Here is a 15,361-nt window from a genome sequence, read left to right as displayed (position 1 = left end):
AGATTCTGTTGAAGATGGGAGGGGTCATGGCAAAGATGCGAGCGGTGCAAGTAGCGCGTGCCAAGGGACCTTTTGAGTGGGTGGAACGCGATATCCCGGAGCCGGGCGCCGGATCGGTCCGAATCAAGGTCCAAGCGTGCGGCATTTGTAACAGCGACTCGTACACAGCGGAGCATTACATCGACAGTCAGGCGCAAGATCCTGCAGCGGAGTTGTCCAAACTCGGCGGCGCCAAAGTGATCTTGGCCACCGTCACGAACGGTGAAGCGATGAGTGCCGTCTTGGGAGGGCTCGCAATGAATGGGAAGCGGATCGTCCTGGGCGCACCGGCCGATCCGCTCCAGGTGCCGGCCGGCCTGCTTATCGGAGGGCGGCGATCGATCGTCGGCTGGCCTTCCGGATCATCCATCGATTCGCAAGACACCCTTGCCTTCAGCACACAGACGGGGGTCCGGTCGACGAATGAGCTCTTTCCGCTGGAGCGGGCCGCCGAGGGTTATGAACGGATGATGAGCGGCAAAGCACGATTTCGGGTCGTTCTCACGACGGGAAACGAAATGGCAAACCAAAGGTGAAAAAACCATGGCCGGTCTGTTTGAACCCTTCACCCTCCGTGACATCACTTTTCAAAATCGAATTGTCGTCTCTCCGATGTGTCAATATTCAAGCCGAGACGGTTTCGCGAACGATTGGCATCTCGTTCATCTTGGCAGCCGCGCGGTCGGCGGCGCCGGCCTCGTCTTCACCGAAGCGGCGGCGGTCCTTCCCGAAGGGCGGATCAGTCCGCAAGACCTCGGGATTTGGAGCGACCCGCACATCGCGCCGCTGAAGCGGATCACCTGCTTTATTCAGGAGCAGGGTAGCTTCTCGGGCATCCAGCTCGCCCATGCCGGGCGAAAGGCGAGCACCTACCGGCCGTGGGAAGGACAAGGTGTGGCTCCCGAGGCGGAGGGAGGATGGCGCAAGATCGTCGCGCCGAGCCCGCTGCCGTTTGCGGAAGGGTATGGCGTTCCGGAGGCGCTTACGGAAGCGGGAATTCAAGAAGTCGTCAATGGATTCGCCGAGGCCGCTCGCCGCGCGTTGGAGGCCGGCTTTTCCGTCATCGAGATTCATGCGGCGCACGGGTATCTTCTCCATGAGTTCCTCTCCCCGTTCAGTAATAGACGACCCGATCGATACGGCGGCTCGTTCGAGAACCGAACCCGTCTCCTGCGTGAGGTGGTCACGGCGATTCGGGGCGTCTGGCCCGATCGTTTGCCGCTCTTCGCTCGGATCTCGGCGACCGATTGGGCGCCGGGGGGCTGGGACATCGACGAATCGATCGAACTTGCCCGACAACTCAACCCGCTGGGGGTCGATCTGTTCGACTGCTCCTCCGGCGGCAATCGTCCTGATGTCAAGATTCCGGTCGCTCCCGGCTATCAGGTTCCCTTTGCGGAGCGGATTCGCCGGGAGGCCGGCCTGCCGACCGGCGCCGTCGGCCTGATTACTTCGCCGACTCAAGCCGAAGAGATTATTCGGAACGGCCGGGCCGATCTGGTTCTGCTCGCTCGAGCATTCCTGCGCGATCCCTACTGGCCGCTCCATGCGGCCTCTGAATTCGACGTCCCGATCCCTTGGCCCCCGCAATATCTCCGAGCCGCCCCGAAAGGAACCCCGGCGCGGGTCCCGGTCGATTCAGACAGACTTGAGCGCTGCTTCGCGGAGCACCATGCGATTATGTCGGAGAAGAAAGAGAAGCAGAAGTGATTCTGTAAAACCTAAAGCCCTACTTTATATTTATGAAGAGAGGGCCTCCCTTGTAATCTTCATCTCCTTGGAATGATCATAAAGAGAGCCTTCATTTAATTCCCCTCTGGTACCGCTGAATATGGCCATTGAGACAAAGGATCCGCAGCACCGTCCCCTCCTGCAGCGAATCGCCGACCAGGCCATGATCGAGCGAGGTCTCCTCCCCGACTTTTCACCCCAGGCGCTCGCCGAGTTGCGCCACCTTCAGGCACCTGTCGGACCGGCGGCGCCGCGAGACCTGCGGCATCTCCTCTGGTGCTCGATCGACAATGACGACTCGCGCGATCTCGATCAGCTCACGGTTGCGGAAGCGCTGTCGGACGGCCGGGTGAAGCTCCTGGTTGCGGTCGCCGACGTCGATGCGTGGGTGAAAAAGGATTCCGAGATCGATGAGCATGCGCGTCAAAACACGACGTCGGTCTATACGGTCGCTAAAATCTTTCCGATGCTCCCCGAAGCAATCTCGACCGATTTAACTTCGCTCAACGAGGCATCGGAGCGATCGGCGATCATTGTCGAGATGGTCCTCGGCGGCGACGGATCGTTTGAGCAAAGCGACGTCTATGTCGCGCGGGTCCGCAATCAAGCGAGGCTGACCTACAACGACCTCGCTTCTTGGCTGGAGCAAAGGGCGCCGGTCCCGCCGAAGGCCGGGGCGGTTCCCGGTCTGATCGAAAACCTTCAGCTGCAAGATCGGGTGGCCCAGCGGATGAAGGCGCTTCGACAGGAATGCGGCGCGCTGAGCTTTGAGACGGTAGAAGCGCGCCTGGTTTTCGATGACGGCAAAGTGAAAGAGGTTCTGGCCGACAAAAAGAACCAGGCGAAGGAGATGATCGAGAACTTTATGATCGCGGCCAACGGCGCAACCGCCCGCTTTCTGGCTTCGAAAAAGATTCCTTCGCTCCGGCGGGTCGTCCGAACTCCGAAGCGCTGGGACCGGATCGTCGCGCTTGCCTCGGAGCGCCGCTTCAACCTTCCTCAAGAACCCGATTCAAAGGCGTTGGAGGCATTTTTAACTGAAGCGCGCGCCGCCGACCCGGTCGGCTTTCCGGATCTCTCCCTTTCGATCATCAAATTGATGGGACCGGGGGAATATACGGTCGAAGGTCCGGGCGAGCCGTCCGCCGGTCACTTCGGTTTGGCGATCCGAGATTACACCCACTCCACCGCGCCGAACCGGCGCTATCCCGACCTGATCACACAGCGGTTGCTGAAAGCGGCGATCGGCGGAGAACCGCCCCCCTATGGCAGCGAGGCCCTTTCCGTCCTGGCCAAACAGTGCACGGAAAAAGAGGATGCGGCAAGGAAGGTCGAACGGCAGGTGAGAAAGTCGGCGGCGGCGCTCCTTCTGGCATCGCGGATTGGGGAGCAGTTTGATGCGATCGTGACCGGCGCAGCCTCCAAAGGAACCTGGGTCCGTCTTCTCCATCCGCCGATTGAAGGAAGGTTGGTGAGCGGGTTTGAGCGGGTCGACGTCGGCCAGCGGGTTCGCGTGCAGCTGGTTCGTACCGATGTGGAGAAGGGATTTATTGATTTTAAGCGGGTGGAGCGATGAGACGATTTGCCCCGAATCGTCTGCGTCGGGTCACGCTCCCGTGTCGAGCGGTATTAGGGCGAATTGAATACACTTTCGGGATCGGGCTCTCCGATCGATCAAAGAATCAGGCAGATTCGTAGGCGACAACCGACCCCATCACCGACCGATCCTTTGCCCAGCCGCCGAGGAGATAAATCGTCTGACCAATCATCGCGACCCCCATCGCGGCACGTGCTTCCGGCATCGGAGGAAGTTCCGACCACTTCTTTGAAGCTAAATCCAAGACTGCACCATGAGTGCCGATCCCCTCATCTCCTCGAAAACCGCCGAAGATATAAAGCCGACCGTTCACCACACAGGCCCCCTGCCCTGCCGACCCCCAGGGGAGCTTCAGCGAATTGACCGTCCACTTTCCCGTCTTCGGATCGAAGATCTCAATCCGATCGTATTCGTTAAATCCCTGCGGGGTGAAGGCGACGCCGCCGAGCGCCCAGAGCGCTCCATTCATTACGACGGCGGACGCGGCAAAGCGCGGCGTCGGCATCGGGGCGACCTCTTCCCATTCGGGCATGCCGGGCTGCCATCTTTCCGAGAAGGAAAATGCCGGGTCGGTTTGCGGCCCCCCTTCGGTGGCGTTTGGGTGATGGCCGCCGATGATATATATCTTTCCGTCAAGGATCGTGGAAGCGGGATAGTCGTGCGGCTCAAGAAGGTCGGGACCGGTTTCCCATCGATCCTCCTTTGGAAAGTAGGTCTCGACCGTGGTAAGGAATTTGAATTTTCCGTCGGGCTTTTTGAATCCGCCGCCGATCACGTACATTGCATCGCCGATGGTTGCCGCCATTGCGCCGGAGCGGAGGGTCGGCATCGGTCGGAGTGAGGACCAGCGGTCGGTTTTGGGATCGTAGACTTCGGAGAGGTTGAGGCTTTTAAAAGCTGGTCCGCCGCCGCCGAAGGAGTAGATCTTGTCTTTGTAAACAGCGACAGCCGGATGAGATCGAGGGGCGCTCAGCGGTGCTTTTTCTGACCATTCGCCCGACGCCGTTTCCATGATTTCCTATCCTTTAGATTTTTCCAGTGATGTAGCCCGCCGCCCGCTCGAACTTGTCGTAGGGGCCGGCGTTGGTGGAGACGCGGTTGAATTTTTCGATGACGGCCCGCTCGCGTGCCGTCGGCTGGGCGAGGTAGGTGGAGGGGTGGAAGGAGTCGAGCTGCATCCCGCGTTGGACGGCGGCGCGGAAGTTTTTCTCGATCCGCTCGAAGTTGATCCGATACGGCGAGACGATTCGGTAGGACCACTCCATTCCGAAGCAGGGCATGCCGACGTGGGCGGTCAAGATGTTGGCGCCGAAGACCGATTTCAGCGTGTTGTAGATCGTGCCGTACGATTCCGGGAAGAGATCGAAGTTATCGGTGTGGACGCCGACCATTCCCCCCTCTGTCAAACGTGAGGCGAGGAGCTGATAGAACTCTTTGGTATAGAGCATCTTCGAAGGACCGTGCGGCTCGGTTAAATCGACGATGATGACATCGTATCGGTTCTTTTCTTCTTGCAGATCTTTCAACGCATCGACACAGCGAAGGTCGAGCCGCTGGTCGTCGAACGCGCCGCGTGAAATATCGGGGAGGTATTCTTTCGATTTGTCGATCACGACCTGATCGATCTCCGCCATCACGATCCGCTCGATCCCCGGATGTTTCGCCGCCTCCTCGATCGCGCCGCCGTCGCCGCCGCCGATGACATAGATGCTCTTCGGATTCTCGCAGGCGAGCAACGGTCCTTGAACGAGATATTGATGATAGCGCTCTTCGTCAAGGTAGGAGACCTGGATCTTCCCGTCGAGGAACATGATCCGGCCGAAGGTGTTGGTCGTATAAATCTCGATCTCCTGCAGGCCGGTGGTCCCCTTGTAGAGAACGCCCATCGGGACATAGACGTGGCCGAAGTCGGCGGTGACAAATTCGGTCTGTCCCTGTTTTGATTTCGAGATGGAAGGAGGTAAAGAGATCGGCTCGGTCATTATCTCGTCACCGCTCCTTCTGAGGCGGACGAGACGTGCCGCGCATACTTTGCCATGACGCCGCTTTTGTACCGGGGCTCCGGCGCTTTCCAGTTTTTCAGTCTTGCTTGAATTTCCTCGTCGGAGAGCGCCACGCTCAGCTGCCGCGCTTTGATGTCGAAGGTAATCGTGTCCCCATCCTTCAGTGCGGCAATCGGTCCGCCGACCGCCGCCTCCGGGGCGACATGTCCCGCCATCAATCCCCGGGTGGCGCCGGAGAAACGTCCGTCGGTCATCAGCGTCACCTAGTCGCCGAGGCCCGCTCCCATCAATGCGGCGGTCACGCCGAGCATCTCCCGCATTCCGGGGCCTCCCTTCGGTCCCTCGTATCGGATCACGATCACATCGCCGGGTTTGATACTCCCCGACTGAACGGCAGCGAAGGCCTCTTCCTCACAGTCGAAGACGCGTGCCGGGCCGCGATGGAGCAGCCGCTCGTGGCCGGCGACCTTGACGACGCATCCTTCCGGCGCGAGATTTCCCTTCAAAATGACGAGCCCACCGGTTTTCTTGATTGGATCGGACAGAGGTCGGATGACCGCCTGTCCGGCGGTCTCTTTCGCAGAGGCGGCCTCTTCTCCGATGCTCTTTCCGCTGACCGTCTTCTGATCGGCATGGAGCAGCCCGGCGTCCAACAACCGCTTGGCGAGAAGCCGAATGCCGCCGGCGCGGTGCATGTCGGTGGCGACATATTTCCCCCCCGGCTTGAGATCGGCCAGGAGCGGGGTCTTGGCGCTGAGCGTGTCGAAGTCGCCGATATCGAGCGGGAGGTTCATCTCTTGCGCGATGGCGAGAAAATGAAGCACGGCGTTGGTCGAGCCGCCGCTGGCCGCCACCGACACGATTGCGTTTTCGATCGATTTGCGGGTGATGATTTGGCTCGGCCGGATGTCGCGCTTGAGGGCCTCGACCACCTGCCGTCCCACTTCGAAAGCGACCTGATCCTTTTCGGGATCTTCCGCCGGCACGCCGGCGCTTCCGGCCAATGAGATCCCCATGATCTCCATCGCCATCGCCATCGTATTTGCCGTGAACTGGCCGCCGCAGGCGCCGGCGCCGGGACAGGCGTGGTCTTCGAGGTCGGCCATCTGAAGCTCGGTCAGCTTTCCCTTTGCAAAGGCGCCGATCCCCTCGAAGACATCTTGAATCGTGACATCGTGCCCTTCAAAACGGCCCGGAGCGATCGATCCCCCATAGAGCATGATGGAGGGAAGATCCAAACGGGCGAGCGCCATGACCGTTCCCGGAATCGTCTTATCGCAGCCGGAGAGGGCGACGACCGCGTCGAAGAGATAGCCGCGGGCGCAAAGCTCGATCGAGTCGGCGATCACCTCGCGGCTGATCAATGAGGTCTTCATCGCCTCGGTCCCCATGCTGATTCCGTCGGAGATGGCGATCGTGTTGTACTCCATCGGTGTTCCGCCGGCGGCGCGAATCCCCTCTTTCACTTTCGCCGAGAGCCGCCGAAGATGGAAGTTGCACGGCATCGCTTCGATCCAGGTGTTCGCGACGCCGATGATCGGCTTGCGCAGATCTTCTTCGGTGAAGCCGATCGACTTAAAGTAAGAGCGCGCCGCGGCCCGGTCGGGCCCGTCGGTAATGATGTGGCTTTTGTGCTTTAAATTGGAACCCATGAAGGACATCCTCGTTCTTTGGATTTTCGCTGCGGGGCGAGCGCGACGGCTCGCCCCGCAGGAAGACGGTCTTAGGCAAAATGAGAAGCGCGGTACTTGGCGATGTTGTCGCGGGAGTTGGTACAGCCGAGTTCGACTTTATCGCGGGCCGCGCCGATAAACATCGTGCTCGAGAAATCTCCTTCTCCATACGGAGAGACGGAATAGTCGCCGAGGACATAGACCGGGACCTTCTTCTCCGCCAAGAGCGGGAGATAGACCTCTTCGACCGCGAGAAACTCGAAACCCTCCGGACCGAAGCCCCATGGGGATTGTTTTCGGACCTCATTCGGCGACTGCTCTTTGTAGGTGGTTCCGATTCCTTCTTCGTAATCTTTCGGCAGGAGCTCCTTGATGTAAAACCCCTTCGGACGGGGTGCGGCGCCGTCGCGCATCTTGATCTTGGGACGGTAGAAGTCAAAGCGCGATGGATCGGGCGGTGTCGGATAAAAGTCGATATACCGCGACCGCTCAAGGTGGTGCTTTCCGGTCAAATAAGTTGCGAAGATATTCCCGGTGAGAAACGGATCGGCCTGCCCTTGGCCGTTGTCGCCGAAGCCATAGAAAATCCGGCTTTTGCTGGTGAGCCCTTTGAGTTGCGGCTCGATCTGCTTAAAGGCCTCCTCCGGAATGGCATCTTTTGCAAACTGTTTCTTGATCCAATCGTTGAGTTCCCGCCACTTTTGAAGCTGTTTTCCCGGACTGGTATAAATGCTCGTTATGCTCATCGAATCGCCTCTCTCCCCGTGCCCTCTCCGCGAGAGGGAAATTTAGATTTAGATGAAGAAGAATCGCTAGATAATGTACGATTTGCCTCCAAATTGTCAAGATGAAATCGATCTTTCTTCTCCGAGCGGCCGGGTCTCCGGCACCGATTTTTTTGCCGGATCGACCGAGATCAAGGTGGCTTTCCAAAGCCGGTTTTGATACATTTCCCAAAACGGATCTGATCGCAGGGGGAACAGATGGGAGTGGAGGCGCAATGCACGGTCGATTTTTCCGACCGGACATCAAAGGGGAGGGCGCTGCTGGAGACCGATGCGCTTTTATTTCGCGGCGATTTTCGGCTTTCGATTTCATTCAAGTCGATCCAATCGGTTGCGGCCGACGGCAAGAGATTAAAGGTCATCTTTTCGGATGGGGTTGCCCTCTTTCATCTCGGCCCGCAGGCGGAGAAATGGGCGGAAAAGATTCGGAATCCGAAAAGCCTCCTCGATAAGCTCGGGGTTAAGCCTGATTTGATCGTCTCGATCTTGGGAATTAGGGCGGAACCGTTCCTTAAGGAGCTGCGGGGACGGGCCAAAGAGGTCGTTGAAGGAAAGTGTGCAAAGGGGTCCGATCTGGTTTTCCTCGGGATTGAAGCGCCGTCGGCGCTGAAGAAGCTGAAACCGTTGCTAAAGATGATCAAGCCCGAAGGGGCGATTTGGGTGGTCTCACCGAAAGGCAAGGATGGGATAAAGGAGGGTGAGATCTTTGCCGCCGCCAAAGAGGCGGGGTGGGTCGCTGTGAAAGTCGCCCGCTTTTCCGAGACCCACACCGCCAATAAATGGGTCATTCCGGTGGCGCACCGCCCATTCCGCCCATTCCACGCATTCCAAAAGAGGAGTCAGTGATGATCCGGTGCACCTGGGCGGGAGAGCACCCCCTGATGATCGAATATCATGATAAAGAATGGGGGGTGCCGTTGCATGAGGAGGACCGCCTTTTCGAATTTCTGGTCTTAGAAGGGGCTCAGGCGGGATTGAGTTGGAGGACCATTCTGGAAAAAAGGGAGAATTATCGAAAAGTATTTGACCATTTCGATCCCGCCAAGGTGGCCCGATATACCGATGCGAAGATTAAGCGCCTCTTGGATGATCCGGGGATCGTTCGAAATCGTCTGAAGGTGGCCGCCGCGATTCTCAATGCGCAAAAGACACTTGAAGTTCAGAAGGAGTTCGGATCGCTCGATCGATACCTATGGCAATTTGTCGAGGGACGCCCGGTTCGAAACGCGTCTAAAACGTTCAAGGAGGTCCCCTGCCGGTCCGATCTCTCCGATCGGATGAGCCAAACGCTCGCAAAACGGGGTTTTAAGTTCGTCGGAACGAAGATCTGCTACGCCTTTATGCAGGCGGTCGGAATGGTTCAGGATCACACGACCGACTGCTTTCGGTATAGAGAAATCAATCCCCTTTAGACAGATTTCGTCGGAACGAGAAAAAGGCGGTTTCCGGGAGGGAGGCCTCGGAAGACGTTTAATAAAATTTTTCGTAGTGAATCGATTTTTTCGGCATTCCTTTTTCGAGGAGAAGGGTGCGGACTTCCTTGATCATCTCCCCGTTGCCGCAAAGGTACGCATCGAGAGAATCGACGGTCTGAATCAGCTGGGGCAGGAGATGCGTGACCCGTCCCTTCAATCCCTGCCATCTATCGCTCGGCTGGGAGAGGGTCATGAAAAATTTGAAGTGAGGATGCTTTCCGGCCAGCGCAGTCAGCTCCTCTTGATAATAGAGATCAACTTCGTTTCGGACCCCCCAGTAGAGGGTCATCGGCCGCTGGCTTCCGCTCCGAAGAAGGTGAACGATCATCGATTTAATCGGCGCAATGCCGGTGCCGGTTGCCACGAAGAGGAGCGGGGTCGTTGCCGTCTCGTTGACCGTGAAATAACCGAGCGGATAGAGGAATTTCAGCTTGTCGCCGAGCCGAAGGGAATGAAGGTGGGTCGATCCGGGTCCCCCCTTTACCAGGTTCACGCAGAGTCGAATCACCTCTTTTTCTTCCGGAGGGGAGGCGATCGAATAGGGCCGATTGTTTTGCCGGGGATGTCCATCCCTGATCTCGGTGACCTCGATCGAGACATACTGGCCGGCGGTAAAACCCAACTGCGGCGGATCGATCATTCTCAGGCTGATTTCCTTCACATCGTGGGTCAAGATCTGAATGTCGGTCACTTCCGCGCTGCACTTTGGAGGTTGCATGCTACTCCTAACAAATCAAATTATTTGTAAAACAATTCCGCCTGCTCGATGCATCGGACGAGATTGGGGTTTGCCTCTGCGGAGAGGACGCTCGAAAATTCAATCCCGGAGACGAACGCATTTTTAAAGGAGGCGCTCCACTTCACCGCGCCTTGCACCGCTTCGGTGACCTCCTGTCCTTCAAGCAAGAAATGCAGGGTGATTTTTACGGGGGTCTCGCGCTTCATCTCTTTTCCGGTATACATCTCCAGCCCGCCCCGGCTGATGCCGCCGACATAAGCCTGATCGAAATCTCCCTCCGGCAAGATCACTTCAGCGATCGATTTGATCGTGACCCGAATGTGCTTCCGCTTCTCAATCATCTCTGCCTGATCTCCTTATCACGTTGAATGTCGGGCGGACGAGCAGCCGTTTTCTCAATTTATGAGAGAGGGTCATATTTCTTTTGATATAAATGAATCAATACCCCTTCTCTCAAACCATAATCACTGACATACACAGGATCATATCCGAAAAGCTCCATGACGGCGATTAAAATCAAACTTCCGGTGAGGATAATATCTTCCCGCCCCTTCTCGAGGCCGAGTGTTTTCCGCCGCTGCTCCAGCGGCATCACGGAGAGCTCCTTAAAAATGCGCTGGATGGCGCCGAGTGAGAGCGGGTAGCGATTGACTTTTTCCGGATCGTACTCCTTCATCTTCTGGTCGATCGCCGCCAAGGTCGTGATGCTCCCCGCCGTTCCTGCAAAGAGGCCCTTTGGGGGGAAATGATAACCGATCGGCTTAATGACCTTGTCAATCGCCAGCCGTAACGCTTTTAACTCTTCCGAGGTCGGCGGGTCCGATTTTAAATACTTCTCGGTCAGGTGAACCACACCGAGCTCGGTGCTGAGGAGGAAGTTCGGCGCATCCCCTTCCGCCCCGATGAACTCGGTGCTTCCGCCGCCGACATCGATGACGAGCATCGGCTCCGTTTCGTTTTGAATGACGAGGTTCACTCCGAGAAAAGTACAGAGGGCTTCTTCCTCTCCCGAGATGACTTGGATATCGAATCCGGTCTGCTGTTTTACTTCTTTCAGGAAAGCCTCTCGGTTTTGTGCTTCCCGGACGGCACTGGTACCGACGATAATCAAATCGTCCACCGGATGTTTTTGGAGAAGCGCTCTAAAGCGCTTTAATGCAACGATCGATCGCTCGACGGCGGCGGGAAGAAAGGCCTTGTTGATCGAAAACCCCTCGCCGAGCCGTGTAATTTCTTTGGCCGAGCAGATCTCCTTCAGCGATTGTGCATCGTTCATCTCTGCCACCAGAAGACGAAAGGTGTTCGTGCCGATATCGATCCCAGCTAAAACCGCCATTGCTTTCTTCTCCTCAATCTCATACTGATACTGAAGGCCATTGATGCAGATAAAACTGGATCTAAGCTTTAATTTGGATTCTAAGGTGCGCTCTTTTCTTCTGAAGCGGTAGATTGGTTCAACTCACGGATTTGCTCGATCAGATGTTTCTGCTCCTCCAGCAAAAGGCCGATCCGTCGAAATTCCCTTTTTCTTTCTTCTTCGGCGAGACTCCCCTTTCCTCCCCAATGATCGACAACCCGTTTGCCGAGATTCTGGTACGCTTCGAAGAGCCTCCGATTGACCCGCTCCAAGCGATAGCGGATTCGAACCAGCTCGACATGGGTGAAGGTGTGATCGACCCCGGAGGCGGCCCGGGATCGCACCGTCTGCCATCCTCGGATCATATCTTCTTTCCACCGTTTTGGAAAGAGGTCCGGGTCGGTTTTAAACCACTTTCTCAGAAAGAACTCCCATGAAAGAGACATCAGATGATCTCCATTATCCGGCCGTGAGCCACTCCAATTTTCCTTTCCATTTTCTCTCCAAGAGGGTGCGGATCGGACGGCTTTCCGATTCGGATAAGTGCGGGTCCCGGTCGATCCAGGCAAAGGCTTCCTGGCGGGCGGTCTCGAGCATGGCCGCGTCCCGCATTAAATTGGCGATGCGCAGTTCAGGGATCCCCGATTGGCGGGTGCCGAAGAACTCTCCCGGCCCGCGAATCTCCAGATCGATCTCGGCGATCTTGAACCCATCCGCATTCCTGGCCATCGCTTCCAGGCGACGTTTAGCTTCCGCGCTCAAAGGGTACTCCGCCGCCAGAAAGCAAAATGACTGATCGGTTCCCCGACCGACGCGACCGCGCAGCTGGTGGAGCTGCGCCAACCCAAAGCGCTCGGCATGCTCGATCAACATCACGGTGGCATTCGGGATATCAATTCCGACTTCGACCACCGTGGTTGCGACGAGTAGGTCGATCCGCTTTTCTTTAAAATCGCGCATGATCGATTCCTTCTCTTCACGCTTCAGCCTTCCATGTAAAAGACCGATCCGCCGATGGGGAAAAGTCTCCTGTTGCAGCAGGGCCGAGAGTTCAATCGCTGCCTTGAGGTCGGTCTTTTCAGATTCTTCAATGAGGGGACAGACCGCGTAGGCCTGTCTTCCTTGGGCGAGCTCTTTTTCAATCAAGGCATAGGCCCGCTCTCTCTGTTTTCCATAGAAGAGGGAGGTTCGAACCGGCGGCCGGCCCGGAGGCATTTCGTCGATGACCGAGATGTTTAGATCGCCGTAGAGGGTCAGCGCCAAGGTTCGCGGGATCGGCGTGGCGGTCATAATAAGGACATCCGGCCGAACCCCTTTTCCTGCCAGCTTTGCTCTCTGCAGCACCCCGAATTTATGTTGCTCATCGACAACGACCAGGCCGAGGCGGTTAAACGCAACCCCCTCTTGAATCAACGCGTGGGTCCCGATGATGAGATCATATCGACCCGCTTGGATTCCTTGCAGCGCTTCCTCTTTCGGTTTTTTCTTCATGTCGCTCGTCAGGAGCACGGCTATTCTCCCCAGGGCTTCCAGATATCCTTTGATTGAGAAGAAATGCTGCTCAGCCAGAATTTCGGTCGGCGCCATCAACGCGGCCTGATAGCCGTTTTCCAATGCGATCAGAATGGCCATCAGCGCAACCAGCGTTTTACCCGATCCGACATCTCCTTGAACCAATCGATTCATCGGCCGATCCAAGGCCATGTCGTTCTTAATTTCTGAAAGGACTCTCTCCTGGGCGCCTGTGAGACGAAACGGCAGAATGCCGCGCAGCCGCTCGGTCAGCGTTCCATTCAAATGAAAGGAAATTCCGGCTTCCTGTGTCGCGATCCGGCTCTTCCGAAGGGCGAGGCCGGTTTGAAGAAGAAAGAGTTCGTCGAATGAAAGGCGTCGGTGCGCCGGGGTGCGACCGAGGTTGAGCTCTGACAGCGATGTTCCGGCCGCTGGGAAATGAAGCTCCTGGACCGCCTTGGAGAGAGGAAGAAGACGGTACTTCTCGATGAGTCTCGACGGAAGGGCTTCGGCTATCTTCGCTCCATGCTGATGGAGTACCGATCTCATGAGGGATCGAATCTGCCGGCTGGTCAATCCCTTCGTCTCATGATAAACCGGGACAATCCGCCCCATATGAATCTGGATCTCTTCTTCGTCAACCTTCTCGTATTGAGGACTTTCCATTTCTAAATGATAGCCGCCGTAGTGGCTCCCTTTCACCTTTCCACTCAGCATGATCTTGTCGCCCGGTTTGAAGAGCTCTCTGAGGTAGGGTTGATTGAACCACTTTGCATGGAGCAGGCCGGTCTCATCCATGACCGCAATATCGACGATCTTCATCCTGCGGCGAGAGGTCTCCACCAAGGAAACGGCTTTGACCTGGGCTAAGATCGTCTGCTCCTCCCCGGCTTGAAGGTGGGCGATCTTTTTTAAAGCGGTACGATCTTCATATCGAAAGGGGGGAAAGAGAAGAAGGTCCTCGAGGGTTTGGATGCCAAGCTTATTAAAAAGAACGGCCCTTTTCGGGCCGATTCCCTTAATATATTGAATGGGCAAATCCCACTGAGGTACGGCAACGTCAAGCGGCGGAGGGGTCCTTTCGTCCATGTGCTCGAAGCAACTCTCTTAGATGTCCACGGTTTTCTCTTGCCTATTCGAGGAGTTCATGATAACATAGGCCTGTTTTTTTATCAATGAACTTTAGAATGAAAGGAATTGAGTCTCATGGCAAGAACATGTGAAATCTGCGGCAAGGGTCATCAAGTCGGAAATCTGGTAAGCCACGCGAACAATAAAAGTAAACGTCGGTTTCTACCGAATCTCCAGACCATTCGTGCGCTGATCGGAAAGGCTGTAAAGCGAATTCGGGTTTGTACGTCGTGCATTAAAGCAGGAAAAGTCATCAAGGCGGGATAGATCCCCGACCTTGGTGACAAATTGTGTCCGATGTCTAAGTAGTTTGCTTCCTTTAAACCTTCCTTCTGTTTTTACCCCCATTCCTCCCGCTCCCGTCGAAGGAGCACCTCCAGCGTAAGCGCATGGATTCTCAGTAGAAAAAAAATAACGACTCAAAAATAAGGTCCTCCGTCTAAACTGGCATTTCCCTTGCAAATTCTGTGTGCTAAAGAGAATTTTCTTCGTTTTTTCTTGAATTAAGAGGGAGAGAAATGCAGAAGACATATGGCCCCAAATCGGTTTGCCAAGCTGTAGGAATATCGCAACGGCAGCTCGGATATTGGGGAATGATTGGAGTAATCAATCCGGCCAAACTCATCCGCGGGGCAAAGGTGTTTAACCGATATACCGATGAGGATGTTGAGACGCTAAAGAAAGTTAAGATGCTGATCGAGGAAGGCTTCTTTGTGAGCAAAGCGGCAGAGAAGATTCAAAAATTAAAGGAAGAAGGCCTCCATCCACTCACGACGGAGCCAGCGGCCGAAAGACCTGCTCCCCTCGGAGAGAATGGAAATCCTTCCTGGCAAGACCCCGCTCACGTATTGGCTTCTTCTTTGTATCTCGAGGTTCGGCTCAGTGAAGAGCTGACGCATGTCAATCAAAAGCATTCTGCGCTCACCTGTATGGCGATACAGATCTTATTTCCTCCACTCATTAAGCTGTCGCAACAGAAAAATGAAATCCTATTTAAGCTCGCCGCGAAAGTGGCCGCGCTTAAAAGATCCAATGAGGTAATCAGCTATAAGGAAGACGGTATCTTCTTCTGGCTCCTACCGAATCGGGATATAGATCAGGCCCATCAATTGGGCCAAGAGGTGAGAAAACTCGTTGAGTCATTCCAGTGGGAAGTGCAAAACAAAAAGTTAAACTTACTTGCCGCCTTTGGTTTTAGCGATCATTATCGCCTCCCTAAAAAAGAAGGCAATCTTATCGTGGAGGCGGAAAAAGATCTCTTCCGGCAAGGAATTCCCTCAAAATCGGTGATCCGATAAGAAGGCCGTTTGTAATTGATT

15 protein-coding genes and 1 pseudogene are annotated in these 15,361 nt (G+C 56.0%); 7 read left to right on the top strand and 9 right to left on the bottom strand.

Annotation, left to right across the window (positions count from 1 at the left end):
* The first annotated feature begins 26 nt into the window (after window positions 1-26).
* The 3 genes from HY282_06180 to HY282_06170 all read left to right on the top strand — a co-directional run bounded on the left by HY282_06180 (window position 27) and on the right by HY282_06170 (window position 3,346).
* Window positions 27-575, top strand: coding sequence for a hypothetical protein (locus tag HY282_06180; GenBank protein MBI3803333.1), 549 nt, complete (start codon window positions 27-29; stop codon window positions 573-575).
* Between the two features lie 7 nt (window positions 576-582).
* Window positions 583-1,749, top strand: a complete 1,167-nt coding sequence (locus HY282_06175) for an NADH:flavin oxidoreductase/NADH oxidase (GenBank protein ID MBI3803332.1) — start codon at window positions 583-585, stop codon at window positions 1,747-1,749.
* 121 nt (window positions 1,750-1,870) lie between these two features.
* Window positions 1,871-3,346: an RNB domain-containing ribonuclease gene (locus tag HY282_06170; protein MBI3803331.1), complete on the top strand. Its 1,476-nt coding sequence runs from the start codon at window positions 1,871-1,873 to the stop codon at window positions 3,344-3,346.
* Window positions 3,347-3,452: 106 nt separating this feature from the next.
* Here the strand turns inward: HY282_06170 and HY282_06165 are convergent, their stop codons facing one another.
* From HY282_06165 to HY282_06150, 4 genes and pseudogenes are all read right to left on the bottom strand, one after another.
* Window positions 3,453-4,379 carry a hypothetical protein gene (locus HY282_06165; GenBank protein ID MBI3803330.1) on the bottom strand — a complete coding sequence of 309 codons (927 nt, stop codon included), beginning with the start codon at window positions 4,377-4,379 and terminating at the stop codon, window positions 3,453-3,455.
* A gap of 13 nt (window positions 4,380-4,392) precedes the next feature.
* Window positions 4,393-5,349: a fused MFS/spermidine synthase gene (locus tag HY282_06160; protein MBI3803329.1), complete on the bottom strand. Its 957-nt coding sequence runs from the start codon at window positions 5,347-5,349 to the stop codon at window positions 4,393-4,395.
* Window positions 5,349-7,022, bottom strand: a pseudogene (gene ilvD, locus HY282_06155) (dihydroxy-acid dehydratase). Before ilvD ends, HY282_06160 begins: the two are co-directional and overlap by 1 nt.
* A gap of 71 nt (window positions 7,023-7,093) precedes the next feature.
* Window positions 7,094-7,789 carry a hypothetical protein gene (locus tag HY282_06150; protein MBI3803328.1) on the bottom strand — a complete coding sequence of 232 codons (696 nt, stop codon included), beginning with the start codon at window positions 7,787-7,789 and terminating at the stop codon, window positions 7,094-7,096.
* A gap of 237 nt (window positions 7,790-8,026) precedes the next feature.
* Between HY282_06150 and HY282_06145 the strand changes: the two genes are divergently transcribed.
* Both HY282_06145 and HY282_06140 read left to right on the top strand, forming a co-directional pair.
* Window positions 8,027-8,674: a DUF3052 family protein gene (locus HY282_06145; GenBank protein MBI3803327.1), complete on the top strand. Its 648-nt coding sequence runs from the start codon at window positions 8,027-8,029 to the stop codon at window positions 8,672-8,674.
* Window positions 8,674-9,240, top strand: coding sequence for a DNA-3-methyladenine glycosylase I (locus HY282_06140; GenBank protein ID MBI3803326.1), 567 nt, complete (start codon window positions 8,674-8,676; stop codon window positions 9,238-9,240). Before HY282_06145 ends, HY282_06140 begins: the two co-directional genes overlap by 1 nt.
* A gap of 58 nt (window positions 9,241-9,298) precedes the next feature.
* Here the strand turns inward: HY282_06140 and HY282_06135 are convergent, their stop codons facing one another.
* From HY282_06135 to recG, 5 genes are all read right to left on the bottom strand, one after another.
* Complete coding sequence (locus HY282_06135; protein MBI3803325.1) at window positions 9,299-10,021, bottom strand: hypothetical protein; 723 nt, start codon at window positions 10,019-10,021, stop codon at window positions 9,299-9,301.
* A gap of 20 nt (window positions 10,022-10,041) precedes the next feature.
* Entirely contained in the window at window positions 10,042-10,383 is a 342-nt protein-coding gene (locus tag HY282_06130; protein ID MBI3803324.1) for a PilZ domain-containing protein, read from the bottom strand.
* A gap of 59 nt (window positions 10,384-10,442) precedes the next feature.
* Window positions 10,443-11,378, bottom strand: coding sequence for a Ppx/GppA family phosphatase (locus HY282_06125; protein MBI3803323.1), 936 nt, complete (start codon window positions 11,376-11,378; stop codon window positions 10,443-10,445).
* Between the two features lie 80 nt (window positions 11,379-11,458).
* The gene (locus HY282_06120) at window positions 11,459-11,845 is read right to left on the bottom strand and encodes a hypothetical protein (protein MBI3803322.1); all 387 of its coding nucleotides are present in this window, start codon (window positions 11,843-11,845) and stop codon (window positions 11,459-11,461) included.
* Between the two features lie 13 nt (window positions 11,846-11,858).
* Window positions 11,859-14,000 carry an ATP-dependent DNA helicase RecG gene (recG, locus tag HY282_06115; GenBank protein MBI3803321.1) on the bottom strand — a complete coding sequence of 714 codons (2,142 nt, stop codon included), beginning with the start codon at window positions 13,998-14,000 and terminating at the stop codon, window positions 11,859-11,861.
* 117 nt (window positions 14,001-14,117) lie between these two features.
* On the opposite strand from recG, the gene HY282_06110 reads away from it, so the two are divergent.
* Both HY282_06110 and HY282_06105 read left to right on the top strand, forming a co-directional pair.
* Entirely contained in the window at window positions 14,118-14,309 is a 192-nt protein-coding gene (locus HY282_06110) for a 50S ribosomal protein L28 (GenBank protein ID MBI3803320.1), read from the top strand.
* A 251-nt stretch (window positions 14,310-14,560) separates the two neighbouring features.
* Window positions 14,561-15,340 (top strand): MerR family transcriptional regulator, encoded by a 780-nt coding sequence (locus tag HY282_06105; protein MBI3803319.1) that lies wholly within the window; start codon window positions 14,561-14,563, stop codon window positions 15,338-15,340.
* Window positions 15,341-15,361: the final 21 nt, after the last annotated feature.

This window comes from Candidatus Manganitrophaceae bacterium (assembly GCA_016200325.1).
GTDB lineage: Bacteria > Nitrospirota > Nitrospiria > SBBL01 > Manganitrophaceae > Manganitrophus.
This window is presented reverse-complemented; position numbering and strand designations above follow the sequence as displayed.